Below are 21,434 nucleotides of genomic sequence, written 5' to 3'. Positions count from 1 at the left end.
GCATGCGCCGACTGCTGCTGTGGTTGCTGGTGATCGTCGGGCTCGCCGGCCTGTGGGCCTGGCTGCAGAATCCCGAGCGGCTGACCCTCGACGGCGGTGCGCGCGCCCGCGCGCCCATGCAGTTCGCGACGCTGTCCGATGGCGTCACCGCCTTCCGGCTGGAGGGGCCGCCCTCTGCCCCCCTGGTGGTGTTGGTGCACGGCTTTTCTTACCCCAGCAGCCTGTGGATCGACACCGCGTTGGCATTGCAGGCCGCCGGCTTCCGGACACTGCGCTATGACCTCTACGGACGCGGCTGGTCGGACCGTCCGGGCGGGCCCTACGACCTGCCGCGGTTCCGCCGCCAGCTGGACGAGCTGTTGGCGCTGCTGGCGCCGGGGCTTCCGGTCCAGCTGGTGGGGCTGTCGATGGGCGGGCTGATTGCGGCGGACTATGCACAGGCCCATCCGCAGCGCATCGACCGCCTGATCCTGATGGCGCCGTTCAACACTGCCGTCGACGTCGGGCCGCTGGCGCTGCCCGGCATTGGCGACTTGCTGGCCCACCTCGCCTACTTTCCACGTCAGCCCGGCCTGCAGCGGGCCAATTTCACCGATGCCCGGTTGCACACCCGCTATTTGCCCGGGTTCGAGGCCCAACTGGCCTATCGGGGGTATCGTCGCGCCATCCTGTCGACCCTGCGGGAAATCATCGTCCGGGATCCCACGCCGGTCTACCGGCAACTTGCCGCTGAGCCGCCGCCAACGCTGCTGTTATGGGGACGCGACGATCGCGTCGTTCCGCTGGCCGAGGCACCGGCGCTGTTGCAGCAGATCGGACCGGCTGCAAGCCTGCAGGTCATTGACGCCGCCGGGCACCTGCCGCAGCTGGAAAAGCCGGCCGCCACGCACGAGGCGATGCGACGGTTTCTGGCGCCGACGCTGCCCGGCGGCAACTGATCCGGCCGGCGCTCCGGCAGCGTCGCGATGGCAGCGGTGGCCGCAGATCAGAAGCTGTTTTTGCGCAGGCCTTTCTCTTGCATGATCACTGTGGCCATCTCCTCGATCGACATGTTCGCCGAGTTGACGAAGGGGATCCGGTGCTTGCGATATAGCTGTTCGGCCTGACGCAGCTCGAAGGCGCACTGCGCCAGCGACGCGTACTTTGAGCCTGGCCGGCGCTCTGTCCGCACCTGCATCAGTCGCTCCGGCTCCGAGGTCAGGCCGAACAACTTGGCGGTCTGGGCCTTCAGCGCGTCCGGCAGGCGGCCCTGGTCCAGATCCTCCTCGATCAGCGGAAAATTGGTGGCAAAAACACCGTGCTGCAGCGCCAGATAGAGGCTGGTCGGCGTCTTGCCACAGCGCGATGGCGCGATCAGGATCAACTCGGCCCGCGCCAGATCCCGCACCGATTGTCCGTCATCGTGCTCCATCGCGTAGTTCATGGCCGCGATTCGGGCGTTGTAGCGGAGCGAGTCAGCGACGCCGTGTGCGCGGCCCTGGGCGTGCGATGATTTCGCCGCCAGTTCGGCCTCCAACAGCGGGATGAAATGGTCGAAAAGGTCGACAAACAGGGCCTGCGATTCGCGCAATATGGCCCGCACCGCATCATTTACCGTGGTACTGAACAAAATCGGCTTAACCCCCTGCCGCTGCGCAAGGTGGTTGATGTACTCCACTGTAGTGCGTGCCCGTTCGACGCTGGTGATGAAGGGCAAGGTGGTCTTGTGGAAGGTCACCCCCTCGAACTGGGTCAACAGCGTGTTCCCTAGTGTTTCCGCGGTGATACCCGTCCCGTCGGACAGGAAAAAGACCGGCCTTGGCGTGCTCATGATGCCCCCTGAAGTCAGGGTTGAAGTGTGCGCCATCGGGCCGCGGTGTTGCAGTGCCTCCCCGGCATTTCGATAATCGGTGCCCCTTCCCATCCCTGATCCCCATGACCCCCCAGCCGCACGTCCTGTGGTACTCCGCGCTTGGCATGCACGACGTCGAAACCGTCGGCGGCAAGAACGCCAGTCTTGGCGAGATGATCAGCCAGCTCGCCGAGACCGGAGTCAAGGTCCCCAATGGCTTCGCCACCACTGCTGATGCCTATCGTGAGTTTCTCGCCCACGAGGACCTTGATGCCCGCATCAAGGGGCTACTGGACGGCCTGGATGTCGATGATGTTCAGCGACTGGCGGCCGTCGGCAAGGAGATTCGTGACGCGGTAATGGCGGCGCCGTTCCCGACGCGACTGGAAAGCGAGATCCGTGAGGGTTACGACCGGCTGGTCGCGGAGTCGGGCAAGGAGATCTCGGTGGCGGTGCGGTCGTCGGCCACAGCCGAAGACCTGCCGGACGCCAGTTTCGCCGGGCAGCAGGAAACCTTCCTCAACGTCGACGGCATCGACAACGTTCTCAAGGCGATCAAGGAAGTGTTCGCCAGCCTGTTCAACGACCGCGCCATCGCCTACCGCGTCCATCACGGCTTCGAGCACTCGCTGGTGGCCCTGTCGGCGGGCGTGCAGCGGATGGTGCGCTCGGACCGCGGCAGCTCCGGGGTCATGTTCACCATGGATACGGAGTCGGGGTTCCGTGAGGCCGTCTTCATCACCGCCAGCTACGGCCTCGGCGAGGCCGTGGTGCAGGGCGCCGTGAACCCCGACGAGTTCTATGTCTACAAACCCGCGCTGCGGGCCGGGCGCCCCGCCATACTCAAGCGCGGCCTCGGTGAGAAGGCCAAGCAGATGGTGTACTCGCAGGACCGCACCCTCGGCCGCACCGTGGTCTTCGAACCGGTTCCCAGCGAACGGCGCAGCCGCTTCTCGCTGACCGACAGCGACATTGAGGCGCTGGCCCGCCAGGCCCTGATCATCGAAGACCACTACGGCCGACCGATGGATATCGAATGGGGCAAAGACGGCATCGACGGCCAGCTGTACATCCTTCAGGCCCGACCGGAAACCGTACAGAGCCGCACCAGTGCAAACGTATTGCGTCGCTACAAGCTGAAGGGCTCGGGCGCCCGGATCACCGAGGGCCGCGCCATTGGCCAGAAAATAGGCGCCGGCCAGGTGCGGTTGCTCAACAACATCGACCAGATGAATCGGGTGCAGAAGGGCGACGTGCTGGTCACCGACATGACCGACCCCGACTGGGAACCGATCATGAAACGGGCCAGTGCCATCGTCACCAACCGCGGCGGTCGCACCTGTCATGCCGCCATCATCGCCCGCGAGCTCGGCATTCCCGCAGTGGTGGGCTGCGGCAACGCTACCGAATTACTGAAAGATGGCCAGGCCGTGACCGTATCCTGTGCCGAGGGCGACACCGGCTTCATCTATGACGGCAATATCGACTTTGCCGTGGACGAGATTGCGCTCGACCGCATGCCGGATGTTCCGGTCAAGATCATGATGAACGTCGGCACACCCGAACAGGCCTTCGACTTTGCCAGCCTGCCCCACCGTGGCGTCGGCCTGGCACGGCTCGAGTTCATCATCAACCGGCAGATCGGCATTCACCCGCAGGCGCTGCTGGCGCTCGATGAGCAACCGCCGGAGCTGCGACGGATCATCGACCCGATGATCGCCGCCTACGACAGCCCACGCGACTACTTCGTCAAGCGTCTGGCCGAGGGGGTGGCGACCATCGCCGCCGCCTTCGCCCCGGAGCCGGTCATCGTCCGCATGAGCGACTTCAAGTCGAACGAGTACGCCAATCTGGTCGCCGGCACCCGGTACGAGCCACACGAAGAGAATCCCATGCTGGGGTTCCGGGGCGCCTCGCGCTACATCTCCAAGGACTTCCGGCCCTGCTTCGATATGGAGTGCGAGGCATTGCGTTTCGTCCGCAATGATATGGGGCTGACCAATGTCAAGATCATGATTCCCTTCGTACGCACACTCGACGAAGCGAAACAGGTCAACGAGATTCTCGCCGAGAACGGACTCGCACGCGGCGACAATGACCTGCAGGTCATCATGATGTGCGAGCTGCCGTCCAACGCAGTGCTGGCCGACCAGTTCCTCGATCATTTTGACGGGTTCTCGATCGGCTCCAACGACATGACGCAGCTGACCCTGGGACTGGACCGCGATTCCGGCCTCATCGCGCACCTGTTCGACGAGCGGGATCCGGCGGTGAAGCGCATGCTCCACCTGGCCATCAAGGCCTGTCGTGATCGCGGCAAGTATGTGGGCATCTGCGGCCAGGGCCCCAGCGATCACCCGGACCTTGCCCGCTGGTTGCTCGACGAGGGTATCGAGTCGATGTCACTGAATCCGGACACGGTTGTCGAGACGTGGCTGTTTCTTGCCGGACAGCAACAGTAGCGCCGCGACCGCGTTGCGCCGGGTTTTCAAAAAAATGTGCGCGAGGTATTCCCAAACCGGAAATGATGCCCGTATAATCGCGCTCCCTTGAGAGGGGCTATAGCTCAGCTGGGAGAGCGCTTGCATGGCATGCAAGAGGTCGTCGGTTCGATCCCGACTAGCTCCACCACCTCAAGGATCGGTCAAGCCTCGTTCCCATCGTCTAGAGGCCTAGGACACCTCCCTTTCACGGAGGCGACCGGGGTTCGAATCCCCGTGGGAACGCCAAACTTGGCGTCGAGAAACTTCAGCCCGCCCACAAGGCGGGTTTGTCGTTTCTGTCACCGCCCACCCGCCAGCGAATCGGGCTAGCATGGGGCCATCCTGCTCAGCACAGACGCATGCCCAGAAAACCCGCGCGCGAACAAGGCGATACGCTCAACATCATTCACGAACAGGCATTCCAGCTGTTCGGTCGCTATGGTTATGAGGGTGTTTCGATCGGTGATATCGCCAAACAAGCCAAGCTCTCCAAGGGCGCCCTGTATTGGCATTTCCAGGGCAAGGACGCGCTGTTCCTCAGCTGCCTGCGACGCGTGCATGACATCTTCAACGAACACATCTTCCTGCCAATGGCGCAGGAATCACGTCCTGGCCTGGGGATTCTGAGGCTCTTCGAGGGGCTCGAGGACCTGATGAAAGACCCCCGTATCCGCGACGGCGTCGCAGGCTACTGGCTGCTCCCCGCCAGCCCCGAGGCCACGCCGATCCTGCACGCCCAGAGAACCTTCGAAGCGGCGGCGGTCGAGACCGTCCGTGCAACCCTCGAGCGTGGTCAGCAGAACGGCGTGATCTCCCTGGGCGTCGAGATCGATGACATGAGCCGCGCGATCATCTCGCTGGTCGAGGCCATCATCCTGCCGATGCGACACCAGGCCCCCGATGAGGTTCGCCGAACCCTGGGCGTCCTCGTGCGCACCTTGTTTCGTGCCTATGCGGCGCCCGAATCACTGGCCCTGCTCGACCGGTTCGCGCGACCGTGAAGCCGAACCTTGCCACCCGGACGGGGTCTAGGAACGTCCCCTGTCACCTTCTCCCATCATGAATCGTCTGCTGCTGTCGATCGCAATGCCGTTGCTCCTGTCTGCTCTGCAGGCCTGCAACGACGCCGACAGTCAAGTGGCATCACCACCGACGCCCAGCGCTTCTCCGGCGGTCAGCGTTGAAGTGCACGAGGTTCAGGGCCGTCGCCTCACCCGGCAGGTGAACGCCGTCGGCAGCTTGCAGTCGCGGGAATCCACCATCATCGCCTCGGAGCTGACGGGACGGATCGCGCGCGTCGCCTTCGACGAGGGTCAACCGGTCCGCCAAGGGGACCTCCTGTTCCAGCTGGACGACTCCCTGGCGCAGGCGGAGCACAAGCAGGCGCAGGCCACGCTCGCGCTGGCACGGCGAACCGAGTCGCGCAGCCGCGAGTTGGCCACACGCAAGCTGGTCTCGGTGGCGGAGGTGGACGGTGCCAATGCTGCGCGTGCGGTTGCCGAAGCCGCCGCTGAGCTCACCGGTGCGCGTCTCGACAAGCATCGCATCATCGCTCCGTTCGACGGTATCGCCGGCTTGCGTCAGGTCAGCCCGGGGGCCTACGTCGGCGCTGGCGACGCCTTGGTACAACTGGAAGCGGTCGATCCGATGAAGGTCGAGTTCCGGGTCCCGGAGTCCGTGCTCGCCCACCTCGCGGTGGGTCAAACGCTGCGACTTCAACTCGATGCATTCCCGGGCACCTCGCGCGAGGCCACGGTCTACGCATTGGCGCCGCGCATCAGCGAGTCGTCGCGATCGGTGGCCGTCAGGGCACGGCTCGACAACCCCGATGGCCAGCTACGTCCGGGCCTGTTCGCGCGCATCACGCTGGACCTCGAGACGCAGACCGATGCGCTCGTCATCCCCGAGGCAGCGGTGTTTCCGCGCGGAGACCTCAACTACGTCTACCGCGTGGTGTCGGGGCAGGTCGCCGAGGCCGCCGTGATCCTGGGCCAGCGCGAGCCAGGCTGGGTCGAAGTCATCGAGGGCCTGTCCGCTGGCGATATCGTCATGACCTCGGGCCTGCAAAAGGTCTCGCCCGGTTCCCGGGTTGCCGTGCAGCGTCGCACCACCACCGACTGACGGCCGAGTCAGTCCGGGTTCAGCTTGAACCCCTAGTCTCCGGGTGTGCCCAAGGGTGGGCATTTGCAGGAGACCTCCCATGATGCTTCGCCGACTTTCCCTGGCCCTGACAGCGGCGCTGGCTGCGCCCCCCGCGCTCGCTGACAGCCGCTGGCAGCAAATCACCTATCCCCCTGCCCATGCGCCTGCTCCCGAGTACGCCCAGGTCATCGAGACGCGCCCGGTCTACCAGCAGGTGCAGGTATCCCAGCCGCGTCAGGAATGCTGGCAGGAACCGGTTGCCTACCGCGGCGGCAACAGCGGCAACTATTGGTTCACGGACGGCGTCGCCGGCTCGGTCGTTGGCGCCATCGCCGGTGGTGTCGCCGGGCATCAGTTCGGCAAGGGTCGCGGCAAGGACGCAGCCACAGCGCTGGGCGCCATCATTGGCGCCGGGGTCGGCCAACGCGTGGTCAACAGCCGCGCGCCACGCTACGACGGCAACGGCAACGGCTACGAAACCCGCTGTCGGACGCTTTCCAACAGCTACTACGAGCAACGACTGGATGGTTACGACGTCACCTACCGCTACCAGGGGCGCACCTACTCGACGCGCATGCCCTACGACCCAGGTGCACGACTTCCGATCAATGTTCATGTCGAACCTGTGCGGTACTGAATGACCATGGCTAAACTGACGCCATGATCATGCGGACGGTTCTGTTGCTGCTGCTGGGCTTGGCCGCCCTCGGGCCGGCCAGCGCCCAGCTGCGCGACGAACGTCTCACCCGGCAGTTGCTGCGCGAGTGGTCGGCAAACAAACCACTTGCCGACGATCTGACGGCCAGCGAGGCTGCCCGTATTGCGCAGGGACAATACGGCGGCCGCGTTTTGTCCGTCGATCCCGCCGGACACGGCTATCGCGTCAAACTGCTGATCGACGGCGAAGTTCGGATCGTTCACATCACGGAGCGCTGACCGGCTCCACCCCACACTGGGAATTTCATGCGCGCGCTTGTGATCGAAGATGACGATGTTCTGCGCCAGCACATCGTTGATGTGCTCACGCAGAACGGCTTTGCCGTTGACGCTGCAGCCAATGGCACTGATGGACGCTTCATGGCTGAGGAGTATCCGACCGACGTCGCGATCATTGACCTCGGTCTGCCGGAGACCCCCGGTATCGACATCATCCGTCACGCACGTGCCGCCGGCCGCGAATTCCCGATCCTGATTCTCACCGCGCGCGACGGCTGGCAGAACAAGGTTGAGGGGCTTGAGGCCGGAGCCGATGACTACCTGGTCAAGCCTTTCCACAAGGAAGAACTGTTGGCGCGCCTGCGTGCACTGCTGAGACGCAGCGGTGGCTGGGCGCAGGCCGTGCTGGTATCGGGCCCGGTCGCCCTCGACACATCGGCTCACACGGTCGCTGTCGACGGCCAGCAGGTCGAGCTCACCAGTTACGAGTTCCGGGTACTCGAATACCTGCTGACCCATGCTGGCAAGGTCATCTCGAAAACCCAACTGCACGAGCATCTGTATGCGGAAGACGCCGAACGTGACAGTAATGTCATCGAAGTATTCATTCGGCGCCTGCGCAGCAAGCTCGATCCGGACGGCACCCTGAGTCCGATCGCCACCCTGCGCGGCGCCGGCTATCGTTGGGATCTGCCGCGCCCGAACGCCGAGTGACGTCGCTTCGCACGCGGCTGTTGCTGGCGGCATCGCTGGTACTGGCGGGCTTCGTCTTTGCCTGTGCTGCCGCGCTGGACCATGCCTTCGAGGAGCGGGCGCTGTCGACCCAGCGCGACCGCCTGCAGGGGCTGGTCTACGCCCTGCTGTCGGCCGCTGAACCTACCGCCGATGGCGCGCTCGGCTTGTCGCCATTCCGCTTGCCGGACGCACGGTTGCAGAACCCCGGGTCCGGCCTTGAAGCCGCACTGCTGGACGAACGCAACGCGCTCACCTGGGGCAGCGTGAGCCTGTCCGATGATTTCCCCCTGCCGGGCGAGGTGGCGCCGGGCGCCTTTGAATTCACCCCCGATCCGCTCCGCTTCAGTCTCAGTTTCGGCCTGCGCTGGCTTAACCCGATCGAGGGGGAGCAACGCTATACCTTGCTGGTGATGGAGGATCGCACCGCGTTCGACCAGCAGATGCGAGCCTATCGCCGAACGCTCTGGGGTTGGCTCGCGGTTGCCGCCGTGGCCCTGCTGTCAGTTCAGGGCACCATCCTCGCGTGGGGCCTGGTGCCATTACGCCAGTTACGCAGCGAACTTAGCCGCGTGGAACAGGGAGGCCAGGGACAGATCGACGGCGAGTACCCCGCCGAGCTGACCCCGCTGACTGACGCCATCAACGGCATGATTCGCAGCGGTCAGGCTCAGGTCGCGCGCCAACGCAATGCGCTCGACGATCTCGCCCACAGTCTGAAGACCCCATTGGCCGCGTTGCGGGCACTCAGCGAGGACCCACGACTTGCGCCGGGCGACCGCAGCGCCATCGACGAGCCGGTCAATCGCATGCTCGACATCGTCGATCACCAACTGCGCCGTGCAGTCACTGCCGGCAGCCGTTCACTGGCGGGTGCAGTCGACCTGCTCGATATTCTCGAGCGGCTGAGCCGTACCCTGCGAAAGGTCTACACCGAACGACAGCCTCGCTTCCAATGGGTCGTTCCGCGCGGATTCAAAGTCCGCATGGACAGCGGCGATCTCTACGAGCTGTTGGGCAATCTGCTCGACAATGCCGTCAAGTACGGGCATGGCCAGGTGCGCGTCAGCGCCCGACGCCAGGGGCGCGAATTACTGCTGTCCATCGAGGACGACGGCCCTGGCTTTCCCGAAGCACCAGAACGCCTGTTGGCTCGCGGAGTCCGCGCCGACACCCGGACGCCAGGTCAGGGGATCGGGCTAGCGGCCAGTCATGAGCTGGTGCAGGCCTACCATGGTCAATTGCAGCTGGCACGGAGCACGCACTTGGGGGGCGCCCGGGTACACGTTCGGCTACCGGTCTGAGCCGGCAACTGCGAATCAGGCCGGCTTGATGTCGAGCTGGATGAAGTGCCGGCGATAGTGCCGAAGCTCCGCCACGGAATCGCGGATATCGTCCATCGCCAGATGGGTCGACTGTTTCGTAAACCCACGGGCCACGTCCGGCGCCCAGCGGTTGCACAGCTCCTTGAGCGTCGATACGTCAATGTGGCGGTAGTGGAAGTAGCGCTCGAGCTGCGGCATGTGCCGGGCCAGGAACCGTCGGTCCTGACAGATGGAGTTGCCACACATCGGCGATACCCCGGCTGGCACCCACTGCTGCAGAAAGGCCAGGGTCTCGCGTTCGGCATCGGCCTCGGTCAGCGTGCTGGCGCGCACACGCTGCGCCAGCCCTGACTGGCCGTGCTGACGCACGTTCCAGTCGTCCATCTTGTTCAGCTCCAGCTCGGACTGGTGAATGGCGATGACCGGCCCTTCGGCCAGCACCGTCAGCTGGGTATCAGTGATCAGGGTGGCAATCTCGATGATCCGGTGGGTTTCCGGCACCAGGCCGGTCATCTCCAGATCGATCCAGATGAGGTTCTGCTCGCGGTTTTCGGACATCCGCAGAGAATACCAGAGCCCCTGCCCGTCCCGACCTCAGGAACCGCCGAGACCCAGCGCGTCGAGATTGTTCTCCTGAGCGTCGAGCGCTTCTTCGGTGCGCCGTTGCAGTTCGAAGCGGCTGGCCTCGATCGCCCGCAGACGCTCGACCTCCGCCAGGGTGTAGGACTCCCACTTGGCGGCCGTCGCATAGGTGGCCTTGTCCTGCTTGGCACGGCGAAAGGCCTGTAGTGCCGGCTCGTACTCGGCCGCATTGAAGTAGGCCATGCCCATCAGCATCAGGTTGCCGCTACGGCTTTTGAGGTTGCCCAGCTGGTCCGCCTTGGCAGCCGCCGTGGCCGCTTCGTCGTAGTCACCGGCGTTGAAATGAACACCGGCCAGACGCGCGTACATCACACCGTCCCCCGACAGCTCGGCAGCGCGACGTAATGCCGGCACCGCCTTGTTCGCCTCGTTGGCCTGCGCCCAGGCGTTGGCGAGAGTCTCGATGTTCTTCGGATTCTCCTTGATCTGGCCGTTGGCCATACCCGTTTCAATGATCCGCCCGGCCTTGTAGGGCACCTGCTGCCCCAGCCACATGTACGCGAGGTTCAGCACCTCGTTCTCGGAACTGAGGCCGCCGTGCTCGTACACGGCGTCATAGATCGCCAAGCGCCGCGAATCCTCTCCCAACTCGCTGTACATGCCCGCCAGCTGCCGCATGTAGCTCAGCTTGGGATACAGGCTGATCATCTGCTCGTAGACCGCTGCCGTGTTCTTGTAGTCCTTCTTGCCGTAGTACATCGCCGCCTTCAGACGCAGCCACGATTCGTCGATCTTGGCCCCGGCCTTGTCGGCCAGCAGAATGGCGCGGTCGACGTTGCGCAGCGCCCGATCGAAGTCGGACTTCTGGTAGTAGGCCTGCGCCAGCATGATGTGCGCGGTCGGCGTGGGATCGTCGACCGTGATCAGCCAGTCTTCCATGAAGCGGATGCACTCATCGTACTTCTCCAACTGGAAGTACAACTGCGCCGTGGTGTACTTGGCGGTCAGCTTGAGGCCGTCGGAGGCGTCCTCTTCGGCCAGCACGTTCTGGTAGGCATCGATCGCCTTGGCATACTGATTGCGGCTGGCATGGATGTAGGCATAGAAGTTCCAGAGCTGCGAACGGGCATAGCTGTTCAGACGCGGGTTGTCCTTAAGCCCGTCGAGCACGGCGATGGCCTCATCATGCTGTCCTTCCTCGGCCAGCGTCTGCGCCTTGCTCAGCTGCTCGAACGTCCGCGCATCGATGGCGCCCTGCTGCGACCAGGCCGGAGCAGCCACCGATACGGCAGCCACCAGCCACACGGCACGGAGTATCCGAAAGATCATCGACATCGCCTCAGGACGACTTGTCGAGGCGGAACATCACGCGCGTGCGCACGCCCGGGACTTCGATCGGCGAACCGTCGACCACCCGCGGCTTGTACTTGTAGCGCATTGCCGATTCCATGGCGGCGGCATTGAAGGTCGGGTTACTGCTTTCGATCACCACCGGGTCCCGCACCGAGCCCTGCTTGGTCACGGTGTACTCGAGGATGACATCGCCCTCCAGACCCCGGCTGAGTGCAGCCCGGGGGTAGTTCGGCGCAACCTTGACGATCGGCAAATACTCCCCGTCGGTCGCCGACAGGCCCGACCCCATGCTCAGATCAAGGTTGGTCGCGACCTGGCTGGGGCCGGACAGCAACCCGACCTGGGCGTTGCCATCGACCTGATCGAAGGCCTGTTGCGGTACGTCGGGCGGCGGCGTGTCGTCCAGCTGCGGCTTTTCGGGCTTCTCGACCGATCGCTGCGTCTGGATCTCGGCCTTCGGCATGTAGATGTCCGGCAGTTTGATGACCGGCGTCTTGTCGAGCCGACCGTCGGCGAACTGAATCAGGGTCACCATCACCATCTGCAAGCCAAAGGTCACCAGGGCCGCAGGTACCAACACCATCATCAAACGCATGACTGTTCTCCGTTACTTCGACTTCGTCGCCAGCGACACCCGCTCAGGCGGCACCACCTGGCGTGCCTGGTCCAGCACTTCGGTGAAGGTTTTCACCGAAGCCAGCTCGTCGGCCTGGATCACCACCGCCCCTTCGGGGTTCTCGGCGTGCATCCGCTCGACATTGGCGCGCACCGAACGGATGTCGATACGGCGCTGGTCCATCCAGATGGTGTTGTCGGCATTGATGGCAATCAGCACGGCGGCGTTCTTGTTTTCCGCCGTCTGCGCCTGCGGCCGGTTCACCTCGACACCGGTCTCCTTGATGAAGCTGGCGGTGACGATGAAGAAGATCAGCATGATGAAGACGACGTCGAGCATCGGCGTGAGGTCGATCGCGCCTTCGTCTTCCGACTCGTCCTGACTGACGTAATTACGTGCCATGGGCAGTGCCCTCCTCGGGCGCGGCGTCCAGGTGATGGATCGGCAGCAGTGCGTCGATATGCTCGCGCCGCTGGGTCGCCAACCGGGACAGATAGATATTTCCGAAAACCCCGGACAGCGCGGCGACCATGCCGGCCATCGTCGGGATGGTGGCGCGCGACACGCCTCCGGCCATCGAGCGGGCATCGCCGCCACCGGTGATGGCGAGGATGCTGAACACGTCGATCATCCCGGTGACGGTGCCCAGCAGCCCGAACAATGGGCAGAGGGCGATCATCACCTTGATCAATCGCAAATGCTGGTTCACCTTCGCCCGCAGTTCCGATACCAGTTGGCGACGAACCGCATCGCCATACCAGGAGTAGTGGTCACGGCGCCCGGACCAGACGGCGAGCGCCTGCCGCAGGTCCTGATGGAACGGCCGGGTGTAGTAGGCGAAGCGCTCGAGAATCATCACCCACATGACGAAGGTCAGCAGCGCGATCAGGCGCAGGATGGGGCCACCGGCGGTAAAGAACTCGCCGATGGCCTCCCGTGCGTCCAGTAGAAACAGCAGCATGGCCGATGTCCGTTGCGGTGGCGATCAGCGACCGACACGCTGGGCGACCAGACCGGCGGTCTGCTCTTCCAGCACGTGCAGTAGCTCGCGGGCCCGACCATTCAGCACGGTGTGCAGCAACAGCATCGGGATCGCCACCAGCAAGCCCAACACCGTCGTCACCAGTGCGCTGGAGATACCACCGGCCATCGCCTTGGGATCACCGGCACCATAGATGGTGATGGCCTGGAACACGATGATCATGCCAGTCACGGTACCCAGCAGCCCCAGCAACGGCGCCACCATGGCGATGATCTTCAGCAGTGGCAGGCCGCTCTGCAGCGCGGGACGCTCCTTGATGATGGCCTCGCCCAGCTTGACCTCGAGGGTTTCGATATCGTCACCGGCATGGGCCTCCCCGGCCAGCAGCACACGGCCCAGCGGATTGTCGTCGCTGGCCGTGGCGGCCGTCCGCTGACGGCGGACCTTGGCGGCCACCTGCGTCAGCACCACCAGGCGCCACAACGCCAACAGCAGGCCCAGTGCGCCAACGGCGGTGATCACGTAGCCCACCAGACGACCCTGGTGCCAGCGCTCGACCAGTGTCGGCGTGTTGATCAGCGCCTTCAGATACCCGCCGCCGGCGGACCCGGTGGGGTCGATGCCGAGCGGGGTGAACCCGGCCGAGGCAGCCTGCAGGGCGGCGGCGCCACGGGTGAAGCCCTCGGGCTGACGCGGCAACACCGAGACACTGCGGGTGTTCTCGTCGTAAGCCAGGTACTTGCCGTCGGATACCAGATTGAACAACCCGACACGGACGATCTCACGGGCGTCTTCGGTGCCGACCTGTGCCGGATACTTCACCACCCGCCCCGACTCGGTGAGCTCGCGGTGCATTTCGAACCACAGCTGTTCGATCTCGGCGACCGTTGGCAGCTCGGTGTCATCATTCATCTTGGAAATCAGATCGCTGAGAAACTGCTGGCGGCCGGCGAACTGACTGGTCGTGATCGACGCGCCGAGACGGGCGCGAAGATCGCCGGCAGCACCGGTCAGGTGACCGAACAGTTCCTTCAATGACCCCAGCCGCTCATCGCGCTGCGCACGCTTTTCCTCGACCTGCAACTCATTGGCATTGAAGCTGCGCTCCAGCTCGGCACTGCGGGCCTCGAGTGCAGCGATGCGCTGCTCGGCCTGCCGGATCAGGGCATCCTGCTGGGCGCGGTCTGCCAGAAACGCCGCTTCACGCTGCTTGTTCTCGGCGGCATCGCGGGTACGTCCCGCGCGCACTTCCTTGAGCAACTGGGTCATCGACACGGCATCCTTGCCTTCCTGCGCCAGGCTGTGCACAGGAAGCAGCAGCGCAGCCATGGCCAGCCCCAACGGGGCAACAAGATTCAAGGGCTTCATTCCGCGGCCTCCGGTGCAGCGATGGGGAGCGTCACGACATCAATCGACGCCTGCTTGCTCGCCATCAGAATTCCGCGACGAACACTGTTGCGATAGTCACCGGCATCCAGAGGCTCCCATGCCTCGGTCTGAGTGTTCCAGACGACCGTGGTCGAGGTGTCCTTGCTCTGCGCCACCAGTGCAATGCGCCCGAAGCGCAGCACGTCGACCTCGAGGTCCTGTCCGTCAATCTGGATGATGTCCTGGTAGGTATCGATCTTGCGGCCGTACTCGGTCTCGATCTGGTAGGCCTCGATGACCTGCCGGAACTTCTCGGCGACATCGATATCGGCCTTCGCCAGGGTGTCATTGAGATGGGCGATGCGCTCCTGGCGCTCCGCCACATGGAACGGGCGGTCGAGATCGACGAAATCCGCCAGGCTCTCCGACATCCGTGTGATCAGCGGCTGCATCTGCCGCTCGATGGTGGCCACCTGCTTGATCGACGCGTCAAAGCGTTCGATCAGCGCCTGCTGGCCGGAAATTTGGGTGGTCAACTGCTCGTTGTACTGTTCGAGCCCTTCGACCTGCTTCAATAATGCGCGGTAGGTGATCAACCGCTCCTGCTGCGCATCGACAATGCTGTCGATTTTCTTTTGAGAAGCGCGCCCTTCCTGTGCCTTGGCTTCACCTTCCTTGACGACGCTGTCGAGCGCCTGGGCGTGGACTGCCCCTGCCGAGAACAACAGCGCCAACGGTAGCGCCGTGATCAATCGAATGGGTCCCTTCATAAGCTTTTCCTCAACTTTCGGTACCGCAAAAAAGAGGCGGCGATCAAATGATCGCCGCCTCCCTGGCTGAAATGCTCCAACCATCATCCCCTTACGGGGCGGTGTTGCAGGTCACCGTGCCGGGGAAGGTCCAGCCCGCCCACCAAGCCTGATTGGCAGCCGTACCCGGCTGAACAGCGCCGACATAGTTGGTCGACGTGAACTGGAAGCCGGAGCCGTTGTTCACCGCGGTCACCGAGACCGGCGCAGCCAACACGGCATCGCCATTGGTGATGGCACAGGCGGCGTCGAACGACACGCCGCGCTCTGCCGACGCGACGTTGGAGCTGTCGGCCTGACGGGCATCAAAGTAGTAGTTGCCACCACAATCGCCGAACACATTGACAAGGTTCACCACCGCATTGACAGACGGAGCGTCCTGAATACGGATACAGCCCCCGTTGTAGCCCTTGATGGCGGTGTTGATCAGGTCGGTCTTGACCGCACCGCGCAACAATGCTCCAGGCTGTGCGGAATTCGGCGAGTTGCTGATCGGCCCGCTGATCAGCGTCAGGTTGGCAATCTTGGCTTCGGTGGTGCTGACGAAGTCGCTACCACCGCTATTGGCCTCAATGCCACGCGGATCGTTACCACCGGTAGGCGCAGCTTTGTTCGGATCTTTCTGCGCAATCACGAACTGGATATTGCCGCGATAGCCTTCGTCGTAGTCAATATCGTCGTCGTCATTGCCGGTCAGCACCAGATATCGGGCGTTCACCGTACCGCCAAACCACTCGACGGCATCGTCCTGGTTGCCCTGCACCTGAATGTACTCAAGCGTGGTGCCGTGCCCCACACCCTGAAGGGTCAGACCGTTGATTTCGTTGTTTGCATCGAAAGCCACACCGCCCTCGGCCATGCGGACATACCGCATGGTGCCGCTGCTGTCGCCGACGTCGCTGCCGCCGTAGAAGCCGACATCGGGGCCGCCCTCACCGGGCACATTGCAGAGCTGACCGCTGGAATCACAGGCGCCGGTATCGCCCTTGCCAAACTGACGGGAGAACCCCTGGAGGATGATGCCACCCCATTCGCCCTCACCTGCAAAATCGTCATCTTCGGCGGAGCTGAAGGTGATCGGCGCGTCAGCGCGGCCCACTGCATTGATCTTGGAGCCACGGGTTACCGCAAGTGACGCCAGACGCTCGGCGCGGACGTGGGTACCGGCATCGATCGTCAGCGTCACGCCATCAGCCTTCGCCTGGGCGATCGCTGCCGAGGTGTCCAGCGATTCGTTGCCACGACCCACACGCACGAACCCCCGAAGGGTCCATTCACGATCGGCGGTCAAGGTATAGTTTTCATCAATGACACCCTGGAGGGTGCACTGCGAGCCTTGGCAGCTGACGAAATCCGGATCCGGAATCGGCGTGCCACCACCACCACCGCCACTCGAACACGCGGCCATGGCCAGCGTGAAAGCGCTCACCATCGGTGCCACATAGAGCTGCTTACGCATGCTAAAACTCCTCTGCATTGAACTGGCCAACTGGCCTACGGAATGTGGGCGACGCCCGCCCACGATGACTAAAATTGATAGGAAATCCCGGCGGTGACACCGGTCCCGGTTTCGTAACGTTCAACCAGCAACGCACCCTGTGTGTACTCCACCGGCTCGTTCAGCAGGTTGATCACCTTCGCGCTGAGACCCAGGGCCTCGGTCACATCCCACTCATAGTTGAGATTGATCAGTAGGCGTCCGGCCTCAAGGATCGACGGCTCCTGACCCAGACCGAGGCGGTCGATGCGGTCATCGAAATAGTTGGCGGAAAGCGTCACCATCTGCCGGGTGGCAAAGTGTTCGAGCGTTGCCCGGAGGTTGCCTAGCAACTCGGACTGACCCTGCAGCTCCCGATCGCCGCCGCCCTCGAACTGGCTCGCCGCGGTTCCAAGCTCGACTTCCGAATCGATCACCGACAGATTGGCGCCGATTTCCGCACCCCAGGCGTCCCAGCTCAGCCGCTTGTTCAAATCCAGCTCAATGCCCTGCAAGGTTGCGCCGGGATTGTTCAGGTACTGCAGCGGTCGGATGTCTGCGGTGCGCGTCGCCAGCGACAACTCCAACGGATCGGTGATGTCTTTGTAGAACACGGCGACACTGACGCTGTCGGCTTCGTTGAAGTAGTACTCAGCCCGGACATCGAAGTTGTCGATCTCGGCCTGACGGCAACCGCCGGCCTGCAGGCAGCCGATGATCAGCCGCCCCTCGTCGTCAAAGAAACGCGAACGACTGCGCTCGGTGATGTTCGGCCGACTGATGGTCTTGCTGTAGCCGCCTCGCAATTGCCACGCGTCCGACAGTCGATAGGTGACCAGGATGCTGGGGAGCGCGTCGGTATCTTCAGTGAGGCTGCCCGCGCTCAGTTGGTTCGGATAAACCAGATCGAGTTCATACTGCTCGAAGCGAACCCCGGCGACGATATTCCAGGCGTCGTTGAGATCGGCCTCATGCGTAACGAAGGCGGCAGTCAGGGTCTGATCGGCGGTATAGGAATCGGTCGACAGGCTCCCGGGGCCATACAGGCCACGGCCCTGCCTCAGCGACTCGGCGACTGCCAGCTCGAGGTTTCGCTCATCGGTATCGACGATTTCGGTCGGTGACAGCAGCAAACTGAACACGTCAGCGGTTCGGTCAAACTTCGACAGTTCAAGTCCAACCCGCAAGGTGCCGCTCTGGAGACCGAACAGCTGATGGTCAATTGCATAAGCGGAGGCAAGCGAGATACCGTCCTCGTCGAGCAACGAATAGTTGCGCTCCAAGCCGCTGAAACGACCATTGGAGTAGTCGTAGCGACGACGATCCGGCGCATCGCGCAGGGTACGGAAGTAGGCGAGTGAGCCGGTCAACTCATGGCCACCGCCGAATAGCGGTAGCGCGCCGTCGAACTGTTGCGCGATGAATTCGCGCTCCACCCATTCCAGGGTGGTACGGTCGATGATCCGGTCTGGCTCCGCCAGACTGGGGCCGAGGTCCGTTCGCACACTGTCTTCAGAGTCGCGGAGAAAGGTCGTCTTGCTGGCCACTGTCCAACCGGCATTCGATTCGAACGTCACCGCGCCGTAGCCGGTGAGCTTGGCGAGCTTGAAGTCTTCGGTATAGCGCGTCAGGGGTTCGGCAATGCCAAACTGGCCGGGATTCAGGGCGACGAAATAGTCACGTGCCTCGAAGGCATCCTGCTTCGCCGCGCTCTCTTGATCGTAGGCGCCGACAACGACGATGCCGAGCTCGCCATTTGCCAGGCTGAATAGCCTCCCAAGCGAAGCGGAAAAGCCATAATTGAGGTCGTGTTCGCTGCGCTGAGGGTTCAGGATATTGTTGAGCGCAAGACTGGCAGCGCGGCGCTGATCGGTGCTCAGAGATGCGCCAGGCCGGGTCAGCGGACGGGCCGCATTCGGCAGTTCCCGGGTGCCATCATCGAAGGTAAATCGATCACCGTCGCCACCCTGGTAGGTCAGGCTGTCCTTCCCTGTCACGCCCGACACCCACCCTGTCGAAAGGCCGATCTTGGTGAAGTTTTCGGTTGGCATGCCCAAGGTCTTGACCTTGATGTTCCCACCCGTCGTGTCACCGGGGAGATCAGCCGAAAAGGTCTTCTGGACTTCAATTCCAGAGAGGATGTCAGAGGGAAACAGATCAAGCTGGATATCCCGGCGGTAGGGATCGGTGCTCGGCATCAAGTTGCCATTGAAGCTCGACGAGATATAGCGTCCATCCAGGCCCCGAACGATCGCGTACCGACCGCCCGTCACTGACACCCCCACCAGACGCCGAAGACTGGCCGCCACATCGCTGTCACCCAGGCGCAGCAGTTCGTCAATGCTGATGGCATCGGTGATGGCGACGGAGAAGCGCTCAAGGTCGACCGTGTTTTCACTCGGCTTGTAGGTCCCCAGCACCACCACTTCTTCATCAGCGGTCGCGGTCAACGCTGTACTGGAACTCCCTGCAATGGGGTAGAGCTTGACCTGGGTCGCCAATCCAACATTGGCCACCACCCGGAAGCCCGCCGTTTCGACAGGCTGATAATCGGGATGTGAGATCTGCAGGGTGTAAGCGCCCCGCGGCAACTCAAGCTCAAACACGCCGTTGTCGTTGGTCAGCGCGGTGCCCGCGGCCTCTGCGACGCCGACGGTCGCGCCCACGATCGGCTGGCCGTCAGCCGACATGACATCACCACCGATCGTACCGGTCGCGTCGACATCGGCGCCCTCGCCCTCAGCATAGGTTTCAAGGGCGAAATCAGGGGGCGTGTCGAAATTGGTGAAGGTGATGCTCAGCTCAGCGTTTTCGCCCTCCGCCAGTCGAAAATCGTAGTCCGCCAGCGGGATACCGTTCTTGAGCAGACGCAGCGAATGGCGGCCGACGTCCAGCGTCGCCTTGGCTTCGCCCAGAGCACCGGTTTCACCCACCAGCTTGCCGTTCAGCTCCAGCTCGACACCCTTGAATGGCCGACTCTGCAGAAACGTGTTGACCAGCAGGTCCGCCGCGATTGCGGCCGGCGACAGCAGCAGGGCGCTCGACAACATCACCACTTTCAGAGACCGCATCATTCGCAAGGGCTTCCATCTATTGCGCGATCCGAGGCCGCGCCGAGCGCGCTACGGGACATCGCGAGAATCCAAGGTCGGCAAAACGGGGGCTGCCCGCTTCGATCGATTCGCCACCTGCGTCAGGCTACGAATCGACGGTCGCTATCTTGTGAAAGTTGGATGACACCTTCATGACAGACGCGGCGATGGTTGCCGCGATGGACGCCGCCCAACACCGCGTTACGCGCGTGCAGGTGCGAACGAGTGGCCGGTGTTGGCTTTAGCACTGCCGCGATACGTCGATCTGAACGCTATCAGCGAAAGATGACAGTCCCGCGATGGCGGCATCGTTGCGATACCCAGGGCCCCGCTTGGCGTATCCTCCTCCCCCTCGGCGGCTGTGATTGGCCTGCCACCCCGCATCTTGTTCGGAGCACCCAGTCATGCCCGCAAACGACCTGATCACCAAACACTGCGTGCCCTGCGAAGGCGGCATTCCGCCACTCGACCTGGCCGCCGCCACCCGTCTGCGGCAGCAGCTGCACGAACGCTGGAAGATTGGCCACAACGGGGAACGAATCGAAGCGCGCTTCTCGTTCAGTGACTACTGGCGGACGGCTGCCTTCGTCAACGCCGTGGCGTGGATTGCCCACACCGAAGATCATCACCCCGAAATACGCTTTGGTTACAACGAATGCACGGTGCAGTATTGGACCCACGCAGTGAAGGGTCTAACAGAGAATGACTTCATCTGTGCCGCCAAGGTCGACGCGCTACTGCCCTGAGCCCTGCAGTGGTTGACGCCGGCTCAGCGCATGCGACAGGGTGCCGCCGTCGACATACTCCAGTTCACCGCCCATGGGGATACCGTGGGCAATGCGACTGACCGGCACACCCGCCCGTGCGGCGAGGTCAGCGAGGTAGTAGGCGGTTGCCTCGCCTTCTACCGACGGGTTGAGCGCGAGAATCATCTCGCTGATGCCGTCCGCAAGCTGCTGTTCCAGTAGATCGAGCCCGAGTTGTTCGGGGCCAATGCCGTCCAGCGGCGATAATCGCCCCATCAGCACGAAGTACCGTCCGCCGTAGCCGGTGTGACGATCAATCGCGACCAGATCCGCCGGGGTTTCGACCACGCAGAGCTGCCCACTGGCCTCACGCTGCGGACTGCAGTAGGCGCAGGCCTCGTCTTCGCAGAACATGCGACAACGGGCGCAGCGCCCCACCCCGTCGAGCGCATCCACCATCGCCCGCGCCAGCTGACTGGCCCCTTCGCGGTCGCGGTCAAGCAGATGAAAGGCCATGCGCTGTGCCGACTTCGGCCCTACCCCCGGCAACCGCCGGAGGCTTTCGATCAGGCGGCCGACCCGCGGCGAGTACGCGCTCATCGCGACATCAGAGCCCGAGGTTCATACCCGGCGGCAACGCCATGCCACCGGTGGCACCGCGCATCTTCTCGGCAGCGGCCGCTTCCACCTTCTGGCTGGCGTCGTTGATGGCGGCGGCGATCAGGTCTTCGAGGAACTCCTTGTCCTCGCCCAGGGCATCGGCGGCGATTTCCACCTTGCGTGCCTGGTACTTGCCGGTCAGGGTGACCTTGACCAGGCCGGCCCCGGATTCTCCGGTGATTTCCATGCGGGCCACCTCGTCCTGCGCGCGCTTGAGGTTGTCCTGCAACTGCTGCGCCTGGCGCATCATCTGGGCAAGCGGTCCTTTCATGGGATTCGGATCTCCAACGTTGGATGTGA

At 63.4% G+C, this 21,434-nt stretch carries 21 protein-coding genes and 2 tRNA genes; 11 read left to right on the top strand and 12 right to left on the bottom strand.

Annotation, left to right across the window (positions count from 1 at the left end):
- Positions 1–2 precede the first annotated feature (2 nt).
- Positions 3–938, top strand: coding sequence for an alpha/beta fold hydrolase (locus JN531_RS11930; protein WP_228349083.1), 936 nt, complete (start codon positions 3–5; stop codon positions 936–938).
- A gap of 47 nt (positions 939–985) precedes the next feature.
- Here the strand turns inward: JN531_RS11930 and ppsR are convergent, their stop codons facing one another.
- Positions 986–1,810 (bottom strand): posphoenolpyruvate synthetase regulatory kinase/phosphorylase PpsR, encoded by an 825-nt coding sequence (ppsR, locus tag JN531_RS11925; protein ID WP_228349082.1) that lies wholly within the window; start codon positions 1,808–1,810, stop codon positions 986–988.
- Between the two features lie 104 nt (positions 1,811–1,914).
- Here ppsR and ppsA point away from each other — a divergent pair, with 104 nt between their 5' ends.
- The 9 genes from ppsA (at position 1,915) to JN531_RS11880 (ending at position 9,428) form a co-directional block, all read left to right on the top strand.
- The gene (gene ppsA, locus JN531_RS11920) at positions 1,915–4,293 is read left to right on the top strand and encodes a phosphoenolpyruvate synthase (RefSeq protein ID WP_228349081.1); all 2,379 of its coding nucleotides are present in this window, start codon (positions 1,915–1,917) and stop codon (positions 4,291–4,293) included.
- A 93-nt stretch (positions 4,294–4,386) separates the two neighbouring features.
- A tRNA-Ala gene (locus JN531_RS11915) sits at positions 4,387–4,462 on the top strand.
- Positions 4,463–4,484: 22 nt separating this feature from the next.
- Positions 4,485–4,560: transfer RNA gene (locus tag JN531_RS11910), tRNA-Glu, on the top strand.
- Between the two features lie 113 nt (positions 4,561–4,673).
- A complete protein-coding gene (locus tag JN531_RS11905; RefSeq protein WP_228349080.1) occupies positions 4,674–5,315 on the top strand; it encodes a TetR/AcrR family transcriptional regulator in 642 nt (213 codons plus the stop codon).
- A gap of 58 nt (positions 5,316–5,373) precedes the next feature.
- Positions 5,374–6,435 carry an efflux RND transporter periplasmic adaptor subunit gene (locus JN531_RS11900; RefSeq protein WP_228349079.1) on the top strand — a complete coding sequence of 354 codons (1,062 nt, stop codon included), beginning with the start codon at positions 5,374–5,376 and terminating at the stop codon, positions 6,433–6,435.
- 79 nt (positions 6,436–6,514) lie between these two features.
- Complete coding sequence (locus tag JN531_RS11895; RefSeq protein ID WP_228349078.1) at positions 6,515–7,093, top strand: glycine zipper 2TM domain-containing protein; 579 nt, start codon at positions 6,515–6,517, stop codon at positions 7,091–7,093.
- 23 nt (positions 7,094–7,116) lie between these two features.
- Positions 7,117–7,392, top strand: coding sequence for a hypothetical protein (locus JN531_RS11890; RefSeq protein WP_228349077.1), 276 nt, complete (start codon positions 7,117–7,119; stop codon positions 7,390–7,392).
- A 27-nt stretch (positions 7,393–7,419) separates the two neighbouring features.
- The gene (locus JN531_RS11885; RefSeq protein ID WP_228349076.1) at positions 7,420–8,106 is read left to right on the top strand and encodes a response regulator transcription factor; all 687 of its coding nucleotides are present in this window, start codon (positions 7,420–7,422) and stop codon (positions 8,104–8,106) included.
- Complete coding sequence (locus tag JN531_RS11880) at positions 8,103–9,428, top strand: ATP-binding protein (RefSeq protein ID WP_228349075.1); 1,326 nt, start codon at positions 8,103–8,105, stop codon at positions 9,426–9,428. Before JN531_RS11885 ends, JN531_RS11880 begins: the two co-directional genes overlap by 4 nt.
- Before the next feature lie 15 nt (positions 9,429–9,443).
- Here the strand turns inward: JN531_RS11880 and orn are convergent, their stop codons facing one another.
- The 9 genes from orn to JN531_RS11835 all read right to left on the bottom strand — a co-directional run bounded on the left by orn (position 9,444) and on the right by JN531_RS11835 (position 19,710).
- Positions 9,444–10,007, bottom strand: coding sequence for an oligoribonuclease (orn, locus tag JN531_RS11875; protein ID WP_228349074.1), 564 nt, complete (start codon positions 10,005–10,007; stop codon positions 9,444–9,446).
- A 36-nt stretch (positions 10,008–10,043) separates the two neighbouring features.
- The gene (locus JN531_RS11870; protein WP_228349073.1) at positions 10,044–11,360 is read right to left on the bottom strand and encodes a tetratricopeptide repeat protein; all 1,317 of its coding nucleotides are present in this window, start codon (positions 11,358–11,360) and stop codon (positions 10,044–10,046) included.
- 10 nt (positions 11,361–11,370) lie between these two features.
- Complete coding sequence (locus tag JN531_RS11865; protein WP_228349072.1) at positions 11,371–11,979, bottom strand: energy transducer TonB; 609 nt, start codon at positions 11,977–11,979, stop codon at positions 11,371–11,373.
- Positions 11,980–11,991: 12 nt separating this feature from the next.
- Positions 11,992–12,402: an ExbD/TolR family protein gene (locus JN531_RS11860; RefSeq protein ID WP_228349071.1), complete on the bottom strand. Its 411-nt coding sequence runs from the start codon at positions 12,400–12,402 to the stop codon at positions 11,992–11,994.
- Positions 12,392–12,961, bottom strand: coding sequence for a MotA/TolQ/ExbB proton channel family protein (locus JN531_RS11855; RefSeq protein ID WP_228349070.1), 570 nt, complete (start codon positions 12,959–12,961; stop codon positions 12,392–12,394). The genes JN531_RS11860 and JN531_RS11855 overlap by 11 nt, the downstream gene beginning before the upstream one ends.
- A 24-nt stretch (positions 12,962–12,985) precedes the next feature.
- Positions 12,986–14,350 carry a MotA/TolQ/ExbB proton channel family protein gene (locus JN531_RS11850; protein WP_228349069.1) on the bottom strand — a complete coding sequence of 455 codons (1,365 nt, stop codon included), beginning with the start codon at positions 14,348–14,350 and terminating at the stop codon, positions 12,986–12,988.
- A complete protein-coding gene (locus JN531_RS11845; RefSeq protein ID WP_228349068.1) occupies positions 14,347–15,120 on the bottom strand; it encodes a DUF3450 domain-containing protein in 774 nt (257 codons plus the stop codon). Before JN531_RS11845 ends, JN531_RS11850 begins: the two co-directional genes overlap by 4 nt.
- Before the next feature lie 91 nt (positions 15,121–15,211).
- Entirely contained in the window at positions 15,212–16,618 is a 1,407-nt protein-coding gene (locus JN531_RS11840) for a beta-helix domain-containing protein (RefSeq protein ID WP_228349067.1), read from the bottom strand.
- A gap of 68 nt (positions 16,619–16,686) precedes the next feature.
- The gene (locus JN531_RS11835) at positions 16,687–19,710 is read right to left on the bottom strand and encodes a TonB-dependent receptor (RefSeq protein ID WP_228349066.1); all 3,024 of its coding nucleotides are present in this window, start codon (positions 19,708–19,710) and stop codon (positions 16,687–16,689) included.
- A 422-nt stretch (positions 19,711–20,132) separates the two neighbouring features.
- Here JN531_RS11835 and JN531_RS11830 point away from each other — a divergent pair, with 422 nt between their 5' ends.
- The gene (locus tag JN531_RS11830) at positions 20,133–20,474 is read left to right on the top strand and encodes a 4a-hydroxytetrahydrobiopterin dehydratase (protein ID WP_228349065.1); all 342 of its coding nucleotides are present in this window, start codon (positions 20,133–20,135) and stop codon (positions 20,472–20,474) included.
- On the opposite strand, the gene recR is transcribed toward JN531_RS11830, so the two are convergent.
- Together recR and JN531_RS11820 are read right to left on the bottom strand one after the other, a co-directional pair.
- Positions 20,463–21,074 (bottom strand): recombination mediator RecR, encoded by a 612-nt coding sequence (gene recR / locus JN531_RS11825; RefSeq protein ID WP_228349064.1) that lies wholly within the window; start codon positions 21,072–21,074, stop codon positions 20,463–20,465. The genes JN531_RS11830 and recR overlap by 12 nt on opposite strands.
- A 7-nt stretch (positions 21,075–21,081) precedes the next feature.
- Positions 21,082–21,405 (bottom strand): YbaB/EbfC family nucleoid-associated protein, encoded by a 324-nt coding sequence (locus JN531_RS11820; protein WP_228349063.1) that lies wholly within the window; start codon positions 21,403–21,405, stop codon positions 21,082–21,084.
- Positions 21,406–21,434 lie beyond the last annotated feature (29 nt).

Source organism: Flagellatimonas centrodinii, from assembly GCF_016918765.2.
Classification (GTDB): domain Bacteria; phylum Pseudomonadota; class Gammaproteobacteria; order Nevskiales; family Nevskiaceae; genus Polycyclovorans; species Polycyclovorans centrodinii.
The sequence above is the reverse complement of the archived record's forward strand: the minus strand, read 5'-3'. Positions and strand labels throughout refer to the sequence as shown.